Here is a 17,665-nt window from a genome sequence, read left to right on the forward strand (position 1 = left end):
ACCCGATCAAGTCAAATGTCACCTTTCGCACGGTGTCAAATGCTTTTCTCCCGCACCATCCGGACAACGCTCGCATCAGCTGCCCTCACCACCACGGCGCTCCTCATCGGCTGCGCCGACCCGGCAGGCAGATACGATGACTTCGAAGCTCGCGATACCATGATCCGCGAGAGCAGCGGCGGCGAGGGTGGTGGTGGCAGCGACGGAAATGGCGGCGCTGGAGGTGGCGGGGACAACTGCCTGCTGCCGGAAGCGGGCGCCGTCGACGGCGATTTCCTCTTCAGCCTCTCGGCCTATCTCAACCCGCGGGCCCCTATCCTCTTCGTCGCCAGCCTGACCACCCAGGCCAGCGACGGCGGCCTGAGCTTCTCGCTGACCTTCCAGCCGCTCGTGGCCGCCGATCGCAAGACGCCCACGGGCGAGCCGTTCGATGTGGGTCCCTTCGCGCTGTCCGCCGATGGGACGTTCACCGCGCAGCTGCCCACGCTCATCGTGCCGGGCGACGCCAACCCCATCTCCGGCAGCGAGCTCGAGGCCACCATCACGCTGACCGGCGGCTCCCTCTGCGCGCCCGCCGACTTCATCTGTGGCGTCGTCACCGGCAGCGCGGCGAGGCCGATCCCCCTGAACCTCAAGGGCTCTGCCTTCGCCATGGAGCGAATCGCCGATCCGAGCAGCTACCCGGCGCCGGTCATCAACTGCAAGAGGGACCCGGCGAGCCCGCTCCCGTGAGCGCCCGGTCGGGTCACGCCACGGCCTCCGCCGCGGCGGCGCCTTCGAGCTCGATCAGCGAGATCTCGGACGGCGCGCCGACGCGCATCGGCGGCCCCCAGTAGCCCGTGCCGCGGCTCACGTAGATCTGGCTGTCGCCGTGCGACGACAGCCCGGCAACGTAGGGCTGGTCGAGCCGCACGAAGAAGTTCCACGGGAAGATCTGACCCCCGTGGGTGTGGCCGCTGAGCTGCAGGCCCACGCCCCGCTCCGCGGCCTCCAGGATCTGCTTGGGCTGGTGCGCGAGCAGCACGAGCTCGCGAGAAGGGTCCCGCCCCGCGAGCGCGCGCGCGAGGTCGGGGCCATGGCCGCGGCCCATGCCGCGGGAGCTCCAGTCGTCCACGCCGGCCAGGTCGAAGCCGTGCTCGCCGTCGCCGATCGAGACACGCTCGTTGCGCAGCACCGTCACGCCGAGCCGGCGGAGCTCCGCGATCCACGCCTCGGCGCCGGAGTAGTACTCATGGTTGCCCGTCACGAAGAAGACCCCGTGCCTGGCGCGCAGATCGGCGAGCGGCGCGGTGTGCTCGCGGAGCTCTTCCACGGAGCCGTCGACGAGATCGCCCGTGATCGCGATGAGATCCGGCTCGAGCGCGTTCACGCGCGCGACGACGCGCTCGAGCCAGGCCCGGCCGATCGTCGGGCCGATGTGGAGGTCGGTCAGCTGAACCACGCGAAAGCCCGACATGGCCGCGGGGAGGCGGCGCAGGCGGACGCGCACCGGGCGGACGGCGACCTCGCCGAGGGCGCTCGCGGCGCCGGCGACGCCGAAGCCCATGGCGAGCATTCCGGCCGCGCCCGCGAGGGCGCGCGAGAGGAAGGTGCGGCGCTCGCCGTCGAGCGGCTGGTTCAGCAGCGCGGTGACGCCGTGAGCGCCGAGGCGGACGAGCTCGGAGGTGAGCAGGAGGAAGAAGAGCAGGACGGCGAGCCCGACCCACGTGTAGACGACGCCGGCGACGACGCCGGCGATGTGCCGGGGCAGCGCGCGCGTGAGCAAGAGGCCGAGGGGCACCAGCGACCCGAGCACCACAAGGGCCACGCTGCCGGCGCGGTGCCAGAGCGGGCCGAGCTCGGGCGCGCGGATCAGGCGCTGCCAGAGGTAGTAGTGGACGCCTGCCACGATGGCGCTGAAGACAGCGATGAAGACGACGAAGGAGAGGAGAGGCCGCTGCACGCGTCCAGCATGACCACGGCGGCGCGCGCCCGCCGCTCCGATCGCGCCGGAGCCAGGCTCGGCAACATTTCTTAACGGAGCGACGCGGCGGGCGGCGGCTACGACGTGCTCACGCACACGCCGAACCCGGCGGGGTAGATCGCGCTGCCGCCCTGGCACTTGGCGCCTGCGCCGCATTCGGGCGCCCTGCTGTCGATCCGGCAGAGCTGCTTGCACTGGTTCGTCAGCATCGAGCACACGAAGCCGGGCGCGCACGGGCAATGCTCGTCGGCCCGCCCCTCGCCGGGCACGACGCAGCTCGTCGTCCCATCCTCGCGGACGATCGTGCAGGTGAGGCCCGCCGGGCACACGCTGTCGTTCAAGAGCTCGCAGTTCGTCGCGGGAACACAGACGGGTATCGGGACCGGAGCCCTCGCGCTCGCATCGACGATCGACTCGGCCATCGGTCGCTCGTCGCAGTACGTCCCCGCCGCGCAGCTCTCGACGTGACCACAGCAGTACTGCCGGCACACGCCGCCTTCCCCGTCGGCCGCCACGCACCCCAGGCCATCCGCGCAATCGGCGGCGCTGTGACAAGGGCCGCCTGCCTCGAAGCGGCCCGCCGGCCGGCAGCTCGGGATCGCATCACCGTCGTCGAGCACGAGCTGGCAGTGCAGCGTCTGCGCGGCAGGGAGCCCCGTCCCTGTGCCCGCGCCGCCGTCCGACGAGCACTCGGTCGGCTCCCCGCCTGGGGTGCAGCCATCGCCGCACAGGTGAGCGAAGCGGGTGTAGGGATCCTGCGCCTCCGGAGCGGCCGGGATGTTGACGTCCTCGTTCACGACGCCGCCGGCACCGCCGGCACCGCCGTTGCCGCTCGCGGGCGGAGAGGGGCTGCCACCCGATTGGGTCGAAGCGCCCTCGCCTCCCCCACTCCCGAACGCCGCCCCGCCGTCTTCGTACCCACCCGCCGAGGCGTTGTCCACCGAGCACGCGGAGAGCGCGAAAACCCAGGCCGCCGCGAGGCCAGAAAGCAGACGGGCGTGGTGTGAGCTCATTCCAGGACCACCAGAAAAGCACAAGCGGAATGAGCGTATCATGTCGCCTCCTGCATTCACAGAATGTGCCGATTCCGTGTGTCGTCGCCAGGGCGCCGAGCGCAACCTGGGTGAGGACGCCGTCCTGTGCGCCGCGAGCACGGGGGCACCTCGCCTGCGGGCATCCCTGGCGCAAGCATGACGCCCGTGTCGCGCCGAGCGCCGGGCCTCGCGCGATGGTGCGTGATGGCGCCTACCGCGCCTCGATGTCGCGGGTGACCACGTTGCCCGCGCTGTCGTAGGCGCGCACCGCGAGCAGGTGCGCGCCCGGCGGCACGATCGCGCCGAGATCCGCCTCAAACGGCTCGACGGCCTCGTCGAAGACGCCGTCGCTCGGGAAGATGGGCCGCCACTCCTCCAGGCCCGCGATCGAGACCTCGACGCGCGCGACCGGACCGAGGCCGTCCGCGACCTCGCCCGTGAGCCGGCGCCCCTGCAGCGCGAGCGCCCGGAACACCGGCGGCGTGCTGTCGACGAGGACGGTGCCCGACTCGAGGCTGTGGCGCAGCGTGCGCTCGGGCGGGTTCGCCAGCTCGTCGCTCGCCTCGACGAGGATGCGGTACTCGCCCTCGGGAAGCGCGGTCGTGTCCCATACGTGCTCGGCGCGCGTCACCTTCTCGCCCGGCTTCAGCAGGCTGCGCCAGGTCGACTGCCCCTCCATCCGGTAGGAGAGGCGGTAGCGGAGGTCGTCCTGGTCTGGATTGTCGACCTTCCATGTCAGCTGGAGCGCGCTCACGGGCTTCGGCGCCTCGCCGCCCGACGGCGGGAGGCTCGAGCGAGAGGGCTTCGTCTGCCCCTTCGGCGCGGCCTCGATCGACGTGACCACGGCGCGCGCGTTGTCGGTGACGAACGAGAGCTTCACCTCGCGGAGCACCGCGCCCGGGTCGCGGCGCCAGCGCGCGCGGATCTGCGCGAAGCGCGCCGGCGGGCTCTTCACGTCGCCCGGCGCGGCGAGCGCCGTGGACCACGGGCTCCAGGTGCCGTCCGGCGCGTCGGTGTTTCCGCTCCGGGTCTCGAGCTCCAGCGCGCCGTCGGAGCGCCACGACAGGCGCCCGAACGTGGCCCGCAGCCCGGCGTCGAGCACCTTGCTCGTCCACACCGCGTCGGCGCCACCGACGCCCTTCACCTCGTGGAAGACCGCGGGGTCGGTGGTCGCGACGAACCTGCGCCGCCCGGCCATCATGAAGGCGCCGACCTGGCGCTCGTCGGTGTCGGCGACGAGCCGCGCGACGTGGTTGTCGCTCACGGTGTAGAGCTGGCCTTCCGCGCCGGTCCCGACGTACGGCGCCAGGTCGTCGCCGAGGCCGAGCGAGACGTAGTGGGTGTCGTCGTCGCTCATCATCTTCTCGGCGACGCCGCTCCGATCGAAGCGCATGAGAACGCCCTTGCCGGGCTTCGGCGCGCGCGCCGGCTGCGGCGGCGGCGGCCCGCTCCGGTTGCGCTTCGGGGGGGCGAACGCCTCGGCGTACTTGTTGGCGATCGCGTAGATCGTGCCGCCCTTCGCGCCCGGCGCGATGGCGATGGCCTTCACGTCGTCGGCGTCGAAGTCGTAGAGCACGGTCGCGCGCCCGGGCGCCGTGAGCTTGTAGAGCAGCGCCTTGCCGTTCGAGCCGGCGTAGACGGCGCCGTCGTCCCCGACGGCGACGCTCATGAGGTGCGGCTCGTCGCTGTCGAAGTACACCTGGGCCTTGCCCGCGGCGTCGACGCGGAACAGCTTCCCCCCCGAGCCGGTCGCCGCGTAGAGCGCCTTCGCCCTGGGATCGTACGCGAGGCCCCACACGTCCTCGGTGTCGGGGAGCTCGGCGAAGACCTTCGCCGGACCGCCGTTGCCCGCGCCGCGCGGCAGGCGGAAGAGCTTGCCCTCGGGGAAGGTCCCCGCGATGACGTCGCCATCGAATGCGAGCGCGAGCGCGCTGACCGCCATCTGCCCGGTCGTGGCAACGAGCGCGACCCGGCCGCCCGAGACGCTGTAGATCTTCCCCTCGTTGCCCGTGCCGAGCAGCACCGTCCCGTCCGGCAGCACCACGGAGCTCCAGATGGACGTCGCGTCCGGCAGCGGCGTCGCGCCGAGCGTCAGCCCGGCGCGCACGGCGCCGTTCGAGTCCACGCTGACGCCGGTGAGATCCCCGCCCTTCAGGTCCTCGAGCGATCGGAGCTCGAAGCTGCGCGTGCCCACCGCGTGGGCCGGCAGCGCAACGAGCCCCGCGGCGACGGCGGCGACGGCGGCGGCGAGGAGCCTGCGCGGAGAGGGGACGGCGCGAGGGTGAGGCGATCGGGAATGGGCAGAAGAGCGCTCTGTGCTCATGGGTCGCAAGATGGAGGGGTCAGGGAGAGGGGGGTCAGGGAAGAGAGGGAGGCGGGAGACCGGCGGGCTCAGCGGAGGATAGGCCGGACCGTAACGCTCACGGAGTCTTTCCCGACCAGGAAACGCTTGAGGGACACCGGCACCTGCACCTGCGCGCCGAAGGTCTCGGGCGCGTCGGACGCGGAGCTCGGGCGCAGCGTGTCCATCGCGCCCGGGGGGAGCCGCGAGGCGACCTTGCCGCGGTACGCCGCGCCGTTCTCCCGGAGCCGGAACGTCGCGACGACGCTCTCCGCGTCGTGGGTCTGGCTCGGCAGCATCGCCACGAGCTCGGCGACGTTGTTCGGGGTCGCCATCGGGCGCTCCACCTCGTAGCCGGGCGCGAGATCGATGTCCACCCGGCTGCCGGCGAGCTCGCGCGGCACCGGCACCTCGATGACGCGCGACTCGACGGGGCCCTGATGAGGCTGGAGATCCAGGCGGATCCGCGCGGGCGCGCCCGCCTCGATCTCGGGCTCGAGCACCTTCGCGCCGCGCAGCAGCACGACCTCGCGATCGAAGGTGACCTTCACGCGGGTGTCGACGCGCTCGATCGAGACGTCCTCCCAGGGGTTGTTGAGCAGGGCCCCCATCGCCCGGACGAGCCGGCTGCGGACGAAATCGTCGCTGCTGAGCGGGGTGCCGTTGCCGGCGCCGAAGTCGACGAGCGAGATGGTGCCGTAGCGCCCGATCTTCACCTGGCTCACCGCCCGCCAGGTCATGTCGCGCCGCTCGGCCGTCGTCGCCTCGACGGCGTTGCCGACGGCCATCGAGACGAAGGCGGGCGCGAGGAACTGATCGTGCGCGACCTCGACGTTCCACGTCGGGTGCGGCGCGCCCGCCACGCCGTCGATCTGGACGCGCATCGGGAAGACCGGCGCCTTCGCCGAGCTGTCGACGACGATCGCGGCCTGCCGATCGTTCACCAGCGTGCCCAGGGGCCGCACCGCCTCGCCGATCTTGAAGCTCCGGTTCTGGCTCGCGAGGATCCAGTGGACCCGCGCGATCGCGGCGGGGAGGTTCGTGACGCCGCCGTTCATCATCGGGTGGCCGAACGCGACCAGCTTGTCGCCCGACACGCGCGTGACCGTGCCGATGCCCATCGCGGAGATGTCGCCGCGCACGAGCTCGACGCCGATCGCCCCCCCGTCGACGTACCTGGTCGGCGCGCCCGGCTCCGGGCTCGCGGACGAGCCGCCGCCGGCCTGCATCGGATCGAGCCCCATGGGGCCGAGCAGGTCGCTCGCGATGCGCAGCGACGTCCCGCCGAGCCCGCCGAGCATCACCGGCGTCGAGGCGCGCGCGAGGCCCGTCGACTCGGGCGGGGCGAGCGACGGCGCGACGCGCGCGGCGATCTGGCTGGCGTGGCCGGCGAGGTCGTAGGCGTCGACGGCCCCCAGGAAGCCGCGGCTGCCGTGCAGGCGGGCCGGCGCGGCGGCGCGCGGCGGCGGCGGCGCACCACCGGCGCGGCTCACCGGGGCGGGCAGCGGGCCGCCGACCTTCGGGGCGATCCCGCGCGGGAGCGGCCGCGCGAGCTCGTCGAGCATCGACTTGATCGGGGTGACGCCGGCGATCGCCTCCGCGCCGAAGAGCCAGCCGTACGCGTAGGCGCCGATCATCTTGCCGTTCAGGTAGATCGGGCTGCCGCTCATCCCCGCCACGGTGCGCGCGACCTCGAGGCGCGGGTGCTGCGTCTTGACGAGGACGAGGTCCTGGTTCGGCCGGAAATTGCGGAGCGTCGAGATGACCTCGACGTCGAACTTCTCGGGCGTGGTGCCGGAGAAGACGGTGAGGCCGTACCCCTTCATGCCCGGCTTCACCTCGGAGAGCGGCAGCGTATCGGGCGGAGCGGAGATCGCCTGGGCCGCGCCGACGCCGACGGCGACGCTGCACGCCGCGCCGGCGAGCAGGCTCAGGGGGATGAGGCGGCCGTCGCGGTCGACGAGGGCGCGGGCGGCGCCCGCGATCGCCCTCGCGCTGCGGGTCGCGAGCGGGGCGGCGCGCGCTGTGAGGAAGGAATCCGGACGAAACCACGGCATGTTGCGCAGAGGCACGGGCCAAGCTTAGCCCGGATTTGGTAGCGCGACAGAGCGGGGGCTCGGGCCGCGCCGGGAGGTCACCGCGCTGCCCAGGGTCGCCGTTTTCCAGAGGCGGGGCGCGCCGGCGACGCTAGGCTTCGCCCCGTGAAGGATATCGCGGCGACCGCGACGCTCGTCCTTTCGTTCGCCGCCTGGGTGACCACCCACGTCGCGCTGGCCGCGCGGCTCGCGCTCCGGAGCCAGCCGCGCTGGCGCGGGCTCGTCGCGCTGGTGGTGCCGCCGCTCGCGCCGATGTACGGCTTCCGGCTGGGGTGGCGGCGGACGAGCACCCTGTGGCTCGTATGGCTGATCGTGTACGTGCTCGCGCTCCTCGTCGCGCGGGCGTGAGGAGCAGCGCGTGGCGCCTGACGTGAAGGCTGACGACGTGAGGGCTGACGGCGTGAAGGCTGACGGCGTGAAGGCTGACGGCGTGAAGGCTGACGGCGTGAACGCGGAGATGACGGCGAAGCGGCGCCCGGGCGCGCCGCCCGCGATCCTCGTCGGCACGATGAACTTCGGCGGCCGCACGCCGCCCGAGGAGGCCGAGCGCATCACCCTGCGCGCGCTCGAGCGCGGGATCACCGCGTTCGACACGGCGAACCTCTACCAGGACGGCGCGTCCGAGCGGATCCTCGGCCGGGCGCTCCGGGGCCGCCGGGCCGAGGCGCAGATCGCCACCAAGGTCGGCCTGCGCCGCGTCCGGGGCAGGCCCGAGGGCCTCGGGCGCGAGCGCGTGATCCGCGCCGTCGAAGAGAGCCTCGCGCGCCTCGGCACCGACCGCGTCGACGTCTGTTATCTCCACGCGCCGGACCCGGAGACGCCCATCGAGGAGACGCTGTCGGCGATCGACGCCCTGCTCGAGCAGGGGAAGATCCTGCAGTACGGGGTCAGCAACTTCGCTTCGTGGCAGATCCTGGAGATCATCGCGCGCCGCGACGCCGTCGGGAAGCCGCGCCCCGCCGTCTCTCAGGTGCTCTACAACGCGCTGATCCGCCAGCTCGACGTCGAGTACGCCGCCTTCGCGCGGCGGTACGCGCTGGCCACCGCGGTGTACAACCCGCTCGCCGGCGGGCTCTTGACGGGGCGGCACGCGGGGCCTGAGGCGACGCAGGCGGGCTCGCGCTTCGAGGGCAACCGCCTCTACCAGCGCCGGTACTGGAGCAGGCGCATGTTCGAGCTCGCGGCCGGCTACGCCGCGGTGGCGGCGGACGAAGGGATGAGCCTGCTCTCGCTTTCGTACGCCTGGCTCGCGGGGCGGGACGTCGTCGATTCCATCCTCGTCGGCCCGGTCCGGGCAGAGCACCTCGACGCGGCGGCCGACGCCGTCGGGCGCCCGCTCTCGGAGGAGGCGGCGCGGCGCATGGACGCGCTCTACCGCGATCACCTGGGCACCGACGCGAGCTACGCGCGATGATCGAGCTCCTGCTGCCCGGAGCCAGGGACCTCGATCTCGCGGGCCCCCTGGCCGACTACGCCGCCCGCGGCCACGCCCGCCTCGGGCGCGTGATGACCGACGCGGGGCTCGCGGCGCTGCGCGCGCGCTCGGATGACCTGATGCTCGGGCGCGTCACGTACCCCGGGCTCTTCTTCCAGCACGACGCGGCGTCGGGCCGCTACGAGGATCTGCCGTACGGCAAGGGCTACGAGGGGCCGAGCACGTCGTACCGGAAGCTCGAGAAGCTCGAGAAGGACCCGCTGTTCCTCGCCTGGATCGAGAACCCGCTCTTCGAGAGGATCGCGCGCGCGCTCATCGGCGGAGAGGTCTCCATCTACCGGGCCGTGCTCTTCAACAAGGCCGCGTCCGGAGGGACGCCGCTGCCCTGGCACCAGGACGGCGGCAGCTACTGGGGGCTGGATCGCGACCCCGAGCTGCAGATCTGGACCGCGCTCGACGACGCGCCCGCCGGCGGCGGCTGCGTGGAGGTGCTGGAAGGCAGCCACATCGACGGGCTCGCGACGCCGCTCGGCGGCGTCGTTCCGAGCGACCGCGTGCGCGCGGCCGACGCGGACGCCCGCAAGATCGCGCTGCCGGCGCGCGCGGGCGAGGCCCTGCTGATCCACAACTACCTCTGGCACTGCTCCGCCGTGAACCGGAGCGGCCAGCCGAGGCGAGCGTTCACCGTCTGCTACATGAACAGGGCGACCCGCTGCCTCCGGAAGAAGAAGGCCCCGCGCACGTTCACGCCGGTGTTCTGAGCTGCCCCGGGCAGGCGGCCTCGGCGCGGCCGGCGGCCCCTCGCTCGCCAGCCCTCCCCTTCCCCCTGGCTTGCCCCGGCTTCCCCGGAGCGTTCCCCGGCCGGCGCCGACGTTTCGACAATTTTTCGATCCGGTGTCGCCTCCAGTTCGCCCCCGTGTCGTAAGGACGGACGCCCGTACCCGCGGCAACCTGCCGCGCCCCTGCGGCGACCTGCCGCAGCGTGGAGCCTCAATTACCCACAGCGGCAATCTGCCGCACTCACGCGGCACTTTGCCGTCTTGTCGCACCCCGCCAGCAAGCCATAACTGCGCCCGCGCGTCCTTCCGACGCCCACCACAACCCTATGGCTCGGTTCCTGTTCCCACGATGGGCCAACAAAGTGGTTCCGCTGGGGCTGCTCTTCGGAGTCCTGCCCCTCGGCGCCGCTGTGATCGGCGGATTCTGGTACTACGGTACCAACAAACATCTCGAGGTCGGGTATCAGCCGGATCAACCGGTTGACTATTCCCACAAGCTGCACGCCGGCGACCTCGGCATCGACTGCCGCTACTGTCACAGCACAGTAGAGGTATCCAGCTTCGCCGCGGTTCCCCCCACCGAGACGTGCATGAACTGTCATGCCAAGGTGCGGCGGGACAGCGAAAAGCTCCTCCTCGTGCAGGAGAGCTGGGCGACGGATCAACCCATCCCCTGGGTGCGCGTCCACAACCTTCCGGACTACGCCTATTTCGACCACTCGGCCCACCTGGCCGCAGGGGTCGGCTGCGTGAGCTGTCACGGACGCGTGGACCAGATGCACAAGGTCCGGCAGGTCCAGCCGCTCACCATGGGGTGGTGTCTGGACTGCCACCGCGATCCGGGTCCCAACCTCCGCAATCCCGCCGACGTGACCAAGATGGATATGGCACCCGCGACGGCCGCCATGGCGGGCGCCGGGATCCCTGCGAGCCACGAGCCTTACCAAGATCGCGTGCCCGCGGTCACTTCCTCCGGGCGGCAGGTGCAGGCGCCGCTCCACTGCTCGGGGTGCCACCGATGAGTAAACGAACTCCCCTCCCCCTCGCCCAGGACATCTCTGGAAAGACCTACTGGCGCAGCTTGAGCGAGCTCTCCGGCTCGCCCGACTTCGTCGACGCGCTCGGGCGCGAGTTCCCGCCGGCGGCGTTCGAGCCGCCGGAGGGCGTCGGGCGGCGCACGTTCCTGAGCCTCATGGGCGCGTCGCTCGCGCTCGGCGGCCTCGTGGGCTGCCGCCGGCCTGTCGAGCAGATCCTGCCGTACTCGCGGACGCCGGAGGAGGTCATCCCGGGCAAGCCGCTGTTCTTCGCGACGGCGCTGCCGATGATGGGCACGGCCTTCGGCGTCATCGTCGAGAGCCACGAGGGGCGGCCCACCAAGATCGAGGGCAACCCGAAGCACCCCGAGAGCGTCGGCGGGACCACCCTCCACATCCAGGCCTCGATCCTCGACCTCTACGATCCCGATCGCAGCAAGTCGCCGCGCGAGGGCGCGAACGAAAAGTCGTGGGACGACGCCGCGGCGTTCCTCCGCACCGAGGGCGACAAGCTCCGCGGCCGCGGCGGCAAGGGGCTCACGATCCTGACCGAGGCGCACCGCTCGCCGACGCTGGCCGCGCGCCTCGCCGATCTCCGCAAGACGCTGCCCGAGGCGCGCGTCGTCCGGTACGAGCCCTTCTCGCGCGACGCCGCGCGTGAGGGCGCGCGGCTCGCGTTCGGCAAGCCGCTCGAGACAACGCTCGACCTGACGAAGGCGCGCGTGATCGTCGCGCTCGACGCCGACCTGTTCGCCTCCGACGGCAGCCCGCTCAAGCAGGGGCGCGCGTTCACGGCGGGCCGCGCGGTCGACAAGGACCCGACGGCGATGAACCGCCTCTACTCCGTCGAGAGCACCTTCACGATCACCGGCGCGGCCGCGGATCACCGGCTCCGCATCCAGAGCCGCAAGATCCCCGCCTTCGCCTTCGCCCTCGCGACCGAGCTCGGCAAGCGCGGGGTCGCGCTCGACCCGCAGCTGCTCAGCGCGCTCGCGGGCAAATCGGAGGGGCTCGACGCCAAGGCGACCCGGCACGTCGCCGCCATCGCCGCCGACCTCGCCGCGAACCGCGGCCAGGGCGCGGTCGTGGCCGGGCGCTCGCTGCCGAAGGAGGTCCACGGGCTCGTGCACCTCATCAACCTCGCGCTCGACAACACGGGCAAGGCGGTCCGGCTCGTCGCGCCCTTCGACGACTCGCGCGAGGGCCCCGAGGCGCTCGTCGAGCTCGCGCGCTCCATCGAGAAGGGCGAGGTCGAGACGCTGATCATCCTGGGCGGCAACCCGGCCTTCGACGCGCCCGCGGACGCGCGCTTCGCCGACGCCCTCGCCAAGGTGCCCGCGAGCGTGCACGTCTCGACGCACGTCGACGAGACGAGCGAGCGCACCAAATGGCACCTGAACCGCGCCCACCCGCTGGAGTCGTGGAGCGACGTGCGGGCGGAGGACGGGACGGCCAGCATCGCGCAGCCGCTCATCGCGCCGCTCTTCGGCGGCAGGACCGACGCCGAGGTCATCGAGCTCCTGCTCGGCGGCTCGCGGACGGCGTACGACCTGGTGCGGGCGACCTGGCTGACCGCCGAGGGCGCGAAGCGCACGGAGGACGACTTCCGCCGCGCGCTGCACGACGGCCTCGTCGCGGGGAGTCAGCTCGCGGACGAGCAGGTGGCCGCCGCGGCGCAGGGCGCGATCGAGGCGCTGCGCGCGTTCGCGCCCGCCGTGGGCGAGGGCCTGGAGGTGACCTTCCGGCCCGACGTGCACGCGTGGGACGGCCGGTTCGCGAACAACGGGTGGCTCCAGGAGCTGCCCCACCCGATGACGAAGCTCACCTGGGGCAGCGCCGCGAACCTCTCGCCCTCGACGGCGGCGCGGCTCGGCCTGAAGGACGGCGACGTCGTGACGCTGACGGGCAGCGGCGCGTCGGTGCGGATCCCCGTCCTCGTCGCGCCGGGGCAGGCGGACGACTCGGTGGGCATCACCATCGGCCAGGGGCGGCGCGCGAAGCTCCGGGTCGGCCAGGGCGTCGGCGTCGACACGACCCCGCTGCGGAAGAGCGACGCCTTCGAGCTCGCCGGCGGCTTCTCGCTGGAGAAGACCGGCGAGGTCGTCGAGCTCGCGCGCACCCAGGAGCACTTCGTGATGGAGGGCCGCCCGCTCGCGCGGGAGGGGACGCTCGCCGAGTTCCAGAAGGACGCGGCGTTCGCCCAGAAGCAGGTCCACGTGCCGCCGCTCCTCAGCCTGTTCAAGGAGCCGAACCGGCGGCAGGGGCACGCCTGGGGCATGACCATCGACCTCAACGCCTGCCTCGGCTGCAACGCGTGCGTCGTCGCCTGCCAGGCCGAGAACAACATCCCGGTCGTCGGCGCCGACGGCGTGCGGCAGACCCGCGAGATGCACTGGCTCCGGATCGACCGCTACTTCCAGGGCACGGACCCGAACGAGCCGGAGAGCATCTCGCAGCCGCTCCCCTGCCAGCACTGCGAGAACGCGCCGTGCGAGCAGGTCTGCCCGGTCGCCGCCACGACGCACAGCCCCGAGGGGCTGAACGACATGGCGTACAACCGGTGCGTCGGCACGAAGTACTGCGCCAACAACTGCCCTTACAAGGTCCGTCGCTTCAACTTCCTCGAGTACGGCCAGCCGGACTCGGAGGAGCGGAAGATGCAGTTCAACCCCAACGTCACCGTGCGATCGCGGGGCGTCATGGAGAAGTGCACCTTCTGCGTGCAGCGGATCAACCACGCCAAGATCGACGCGAAGCGAGAGGGGCGGGAGCACATCAAGGACGGCGAGATCGTGACCGCGTGCCAGGGCGCTTGCCCGACGCAGGCCATCGTCTTCGGCGACCTCGACGACCCCAAGAGCCAGGTGGCCGCCACGGCCGCTAGCCCGCGCGGTTACAGATTGCTGGACGAGATCAACACCAAGCCGCGGGTCACCTACCTCGCCAAGATCCGCAACAAGAACCCGGAGCTCGCCGACGCATGAGCGCCACAGCACCCCTCCAGGTCGAACACCCCCGGCTCTCGGACCGCGCCGCCCTCTTGGACGAGGCGCCGCTCGTGCAGGGGAAGGACGACTTCCGCTCTCTCACCGACAAAGTCGCGGGCATCGTCCTCAGCAAGCGCCCCCCCGGGTGGCTCATCCTGCTGTGCCTTGCCATCAGCATCCTGTTCATCCTCGCCGGCTCGCTCGTTCACCTCGTCGGGACCGGTATCGGTATCTGGGGGCTGAACACCACGGTCAACTGGGCGTGGGACATCACCGGCTTCGTGTTCTGGGTCGGTATCGGCCACGCCGGCACGCTGATCAGCGCCATCCTCTTCCTCTTCCGCCAGAAGTGGAGGACGAGCATCAACCGCGCCGCGGAGGCGATGACGATCTTCGCGGTCGCGTGCGCCGCCATCTACCCGGTGGCCCACCTGGGCCGGATCTGGTTCGCCCACTGGCTGTTCCCGATCCCGAACCAGATGAGCCTCTGGCCGAACTTCAAGAGCCCGCTGCTCTGGGACGTGTTCGCCGTCTCGACGTACGCGACGGTCTCGACCCTCTTCTGGTTCGTCGGGCTCATCCCCGATCTCGCCACGATCCGCGACCGGGCCACGACCCGGACGAAGCAGATCGTCTTCGGGATCCTCAGCCTCGGCTGGCGCGGCTCGCACCGCCACTGGCTCCACTACGAGAAGGCCTACCTGATCTTCGCCGGGCTCTCGACGCCGCTCGTGCTCAGCGTGCACACGATCGTGTCGTTCGACTTCGCCGTCTCGATCGTCCCCGGCTGGCACACGACGATCTTCCCGCCGTACTTCGTCGCGGGCGCCATCTTCAGCGGGTTCGCGATGGTCGTCACGCTGATGGTCTTCGCGCGCAAGGCGTTCGGTCTCGAGGGGCTCATCACGATGCGGCACCTCGAGAACATGAACAAGGTCATCGTCGCGACCGGCACCATGGTCGGTTACGCGTACGGGATGGAGCTCTTCATCGCCTGGTACAGCGGCAACGGCTACGAGCAGTTCGCCTTCCGGAACCGCATCCTCGGCCCGTACGCCTGGGCCTACTGGACCATGGTGAGCTGCAACGTGATCTTCCCGCAGCTCTTCTGGTTCAAGAAGGTGCGCACCAGCATCCCGGCGATGTTCATCATCTCGATCCTGGTCAACATCGGGATGTGGTTCGAGCGCTTCGTCATCATCGTGACGAGCCTCCACCGCGACTTCCTCCCCTCGAGCTGGACCTACTTCCGCCCGACCATCTGGGACATGTCGACGTTCTTCGGCTCGTTCGGCCTCTTCTTCACGCTCTTCCTGCTGTTCGTCCGCTACCTGCCGATGGTCGCGATCAGCGAGGTGAAGGGGGTCACGGCGGCGGCCGATCCTCACGGCTCGCACAGCAACGACGAGGCTCATCATGCAGCGTAACAGCGATGCTCGACGCCAGAAGCGCTCCGGGAAGCCCGCCTCGGCCGAGGAGGCACGAGCGCTCAAGGACTCCGCGCGCGACAGCCAGCCCGACATCAAGCCGCAGGGCCACGTGCCCGAGGACGACGCGGAGTACGACGAGCCCCGCGAGAGCGGGCCGCACGGTCAGGCCGCGCTCGCGGTCGAGCGCAAGCAGGAGCGCAAGGCCGAGCAGGAGGCGGACGGCGAGTCGACCCTGTTCGGGGTGATGGGCTACTTCACGACCCCGAAGGACATCTTCCACGCGTGCGAGGCGCTCCGGGACGCCGGGTACAGCCGCTTCGACGCGCACACGCCGTTCCCCGTGCACGGGCTGGAGAAGGCGATGGGGCTCAAGCCGTCTCCGCTGCCGTGGCTCGTGCTCGGCGGCGGGACGGCGGGGCTCGCCAGCGCCATCGCGCTCGCCTGGTACACGCAGTACTACGACTATCCGCTCATCATCAGCGGCAAGCCGTCGTTCTCGTACCAGGCCTTCATCCCCATCTTCTTCGAGCTCACGGTCCTCTTCGCGGCGCTCACGTGCTTCTTCGGGCTCTTCGCGCTCGGGCGCCTGCCCACCTTGTTCCACCCCACCATGACGCACCCCTCGTTCCCGCGGGCGACCGACGACGCCTTCTTCATCAGCGTCGAGGCGAGCGACCCGAAGTTCGACTCCACGGAGACGCGCAACCTCCTCCAGCGCCTCGGCGCCCAGGGCATCCGGGAGGTCTCCTCGTGAAGCGCTGGTGCATTCCCCTCCTCGTCGTCCTGGCGGGCTGCCGCGGACAGGCGAGCAGCGATCCGCCGATCCACCTCTTCGGAGACATGGACTGGCAGCCCAAGTTCCAGCCCGAGGAGGGCACCCGCCTGTTCCCCGACGGGCGGGCGATGCGGCCGATCGTCGAAGGCACGGTGGCCCAGGGAGCGCTCGACGAGAGCGAGGCCTACCGCACCGGCAAGGAAGGCGAGACGTTCCTGGCGTTCGCGCCCATCACCGTCGATGAGGCGGTGATCCGGCGCGGCCAGGATCGCTTCAACATCTACTGTGCGCCGTGCCACGACCAGAGCGGGAGCGGCCAGGGCATGGTGGTGAAGCGCGGGTACCCGCCCCCCATCGACCTCGCGTCCGAGCGGGCCATCGGCCTGCCCGACGGCGAGATCTTCAACGTCATCACGAACGGCGTGCGCAACATGCCGTCCTATCGGAAGCAGATCCCGGTCAAGGACCGGTGGGCGATCGTCACGTGGGTGCGCGCGCTGCAGCACAGCCAGCACGCGCGCATCGACGACGTGCCCGAGGCCCAGCGGGGCAACATCGCGAAGGAGAGCGGAACTCCATGAAGTCCCACGGAAGTGCTCTGGCCGAGGACAAGAAGGTCCTCGATCCGGCGGTCGCGAAGCGGCTCGTCTCGGGGAGCATGGTGCTGGCGATCGTCGGCGTGGTGCTCTCGGCGGCGGCGGCGGTCTCCGACGCGAAGCGCTTTGCGTTCTCGTACCTCACCGGCTTCACGTGGCTCGTGACGATCGGGCTCGGCGCGCTGTTCTTCGTGATCATCCAGCACCTGACCCGCGCGCGCTGGTCGGCGGCCGCGCGCCGCCACATGGAGTGGATGAGCGGCATCCTGCCCGCCTGCATCGTGCTCTTCCTCCCGGTCGCGGTGCTCGCCCACGACATCTACCATCACTGGATGGGGCCCGAGGCGGCGAACGATCATGTGCTCCACCAGAAGGCGCCCTACCTGAACCCGACGTTCTTCTACATCCGCGCCGCGGTGTTCCTCGCGGCGTGGGCGGGCCTCGCGCTCTGGTTCATCAAGACCTCCCGCGCGCAGGACAAGAGCGCCGATTTCCGGCCCACCGCGAGGATGCGCGCCGGCGCGGCCCCGGCCGTCATCGTCTTCGCCCTGACCATCTCGTTCGCGGCGTTCGACTGGCTGATGAGCATCGACCCGCACTGGTACTCGACGATCTTCGGCGTCTACGTGTTCGCCGGCGCGGCCACGAGCTCCCTCTCGGCGCTCGCGCTGATCACGATCGCGCTCCACAAGGCGGGGCTCCTGCGCAAGGTGAGCAACGTCGAGCGTCAGCACGACATCGGCAAGCTGCTCTTCGGTTTCACGATCTTCTGGGCCTACATCGCGTTCTCGCAGTTCATCCTGATCTGGTACGCGAACATCCCGGAGGAGACGATCTTCTACCAGCACCGCTGGGAGGGCTCGTGGAAGGTCGTGAGCCTGGCCTTGCTGTTCGGGCACTTCGTCGTTCCGTTCCTCGTCCTCCTGTCGCGGCACGCGAAGCGGAGCCCGCTCGTGCTCGGCGCGGCGTCGGTGCTCCTCCTCGTGATGCATTACGTCGACCTCTACTGGCTCGTCATGCCGAACGTGGATCACCACGGCGCGCACCTGAGCTGGATCGACCTCGCCGGCTTGCTCGGCCCCCTGGGCGTGGGCGCCTGGATGCTCGCGCTCCAGGCGGCCAAGAGCCCTCTGTATCCCCTGAACGACCCTCACCTTGCCGAAGCGGCTCGGATCGACAACCCGTAAGGAGCCGG

The 17,665-nt window shown here is 71.0% G+C and carries 14 protein-coding genes; 10 read left to right on the plus strand and 4 right to left on the minus strand.

The window, feature by feature from the left end:
- The first annotated feature begins 159 nt into the window (after positions 1 to 159).
- Positions 160 to 732, plus strand: coding sequence for a hypothetical protein (locus tag WMF44_RS40780; protein WP_437295442.1), 573 nt, complete (start codon positions 160 to 162; stop codon positions 730 to 732).
- 13 nt (positions 733 to 745) lie between these two features.
- On the opposite strand, the gene WMF44_RS40785 is transcribed toward WMF44_RS40780, so the two are convergent.
- From WMF44_RS40785 to WMF44_RS40800, 4 genes are all read right to left on the minus strand, one after another.
- Positions 746 to 1,942, minus strand: coding sequence for a metallophosphoesterase (locus WMF44_RS40785; RefSeq protein ID WP_437295443.1), 1,197 nt, complete (start codon positions 1,940 to 1,942; stop codon positions 746 to 748).
- Positions 1,943 to 2,040: 98 nt separating this feature from the next.
- Complete coding sequence (locus tag WMF44_RS40790; RefSeq protein ID WP_437295444.1) at positions 2,041 to 2,976, minus strand: hypothetical protein; 936 nt, start codon at positions 2,974 to 2,976, stop codon at positions 2,041 to 2,043.
- A gap of 232 nt (positions 2,977 to 3,208) precedes the next feature.
- Positions 3,209 to 5,320 carry a hypothetical protein gene (locus WMF44_RS40795; RefSeq protein WP_437295445.1) on the minus strand — a complete coding sequence of 704 codons (2,112 nt, stop codon included), beginning with the start codon at positions 5,318 to 5,320 and terminating at the stop codon, positions 3,209 to 3,211.
- Positions 5,321 to 5,388: 68 nt separating this feature from the next.
- Positions 5,389 to 7,410, minus strand: coding sequence for a SpoIVB peptidase S55 domain-containing protein (locus tag WMF44_RS40800; protein WP_437295446.1), 2,022 nt, complete (start codon positions 7,408 to 7,410; stop codon positions 5,389 to 5,391).
- Between the two features lie 129 nt (positions 7,411 to 7,539).
- Between WMF44_RS40800 and WMF44_RS40805 the strand changes: the two genes are divergently transcribed.
- From WMF44_RS40805 to WMF44_RS40845, 9 genes are all read left to right on the plus strand, one after another.
- Complete coding sequence (locus WMF44_RS40805; protein WP_012240189.1) at positions 7,540 to 7,782, plus strand: hypothetical protein; 243 nt, start codon at positions 7,540 to 7,542, stop codon at positions 7,780 to 7,782.
- A 10-nt stretch (positions 7,783 to 7,792) separates the two neighbouring features.
- Entirely contained in the window at positions 7,793 to 8,848 is a 1,056-nt protein-coding gene (locus tag WMF44_RS40810; protein WP_437295447.1) for an aldo/keto reductase, read from the plus strand.
- Complete coding sequence (locus WMF44_RS40815; RefSeq protein ID WP_437295448.1) at positions 8,845 to 9,630, plus strand: phytanoyl-CoA dioxygenase family protein; 786 nt, start codon at positions 8,845 to 8,847, stop codon at positions 9,628 to 9,630. Before WMF44_RS40810 ends, WMF44_RS40815 begins: the two co-directional genes overlap by 4 nt.
- A 344-nt stretch (positions 9,631 to 9,974) precedes the next feature.
- A complete protein-coding gene (locus tag WMF44_RS40820) occupies positions 9,975 to 10,670 on the plus strand; it encodes a cytochrome c3 family protein (RefSeq protein WP_012240192.1) in 696 nt (231 codons plus the stop codon).
- Positions 10,667 to 13,666, plus strand: a complete 3,000-nt coding sequence (locus WMF44_RS40825) for a TAT-variant-translocated molybdopterin oxidoreductase (protein ID WP_437295449.1) — start codon at positions 10,667 to 10,669, stop codon at positions 13,664 to 13,666. Before WMF44_RS40820 ends, WMF44_RS40825 begins: the two co-directional genes overlap by 4 nt.
- Positions 13,663 to 15,096, plus strand: coding sequence for an NrfD/PsrC family molybdoenzyme membrane anchor subunit (gene nrfD, locus WMF44_RS40830; protein WP_437295450.1), 1,434 nt, complete (start codon positions 13,663 to 13,665; stop codon positions 15,094 to 15,096). Before WMF44_RS40825 ends, nrfD begins: the two co-directional genes overlap by 4 nt.
- Positions 15,086 to 15,853 carry a DUF3341 domain-containing protein gene (locus tag WMF44_RS40835; protein WP_437295451.1) on the plus strand — a complete coding sequence of 256 codons (768 nt, stop codon included), beginning with the start codon at positions 15,086 to 15,088 and terminating at the stop codon, positions 15,851 to 15,853. Before nrfD ends, WMF44_RS40835 begins: the two co-directional genes overlap by 11 nt.
- Positions 15,850 to 16,455 carry a c-type cytochrome gene (locus WMF44_RS40840; protein WP_437295452.1) on the plus strand — a complete coding sequence of 202 codons (606 nt, stop codon included), beginning with the start codon at positions 15,850 to 15,852 and terminating at the stop codon, positions 16,453 to 16,455. The genes WMF44_RS40835 and WMF44_RS40840 overlap by 4 nt, the downstream gene beginning before the upstream one ends.
- Positions 16,452 to 17,657, plus strand: a complete 1,206-nt coding sequence (locus WMF44_RS40845) for a hypothetical protein (protein ID WP_437295453.1) — start codon at positions 16,452 to 16,454, stop codon at positions 17,655 to 17,657. The genes WMF44_RS40840 and WMF44_RS40845 overlap by 4 nt, the downstream gene beginning before the upstream one ends.
- Positions 17,658 to 17,665: the final 8 nt, after the last annotated feature.

The organism is Sorangium sp. So ce426 (genome assembly GCF_051475585.1).
GTDB lineage: Bacteria > Myxococcota_A > Polyangia > Polyangiales > Polyangiaceae > Sorangium > Sorangium cellulosum_B.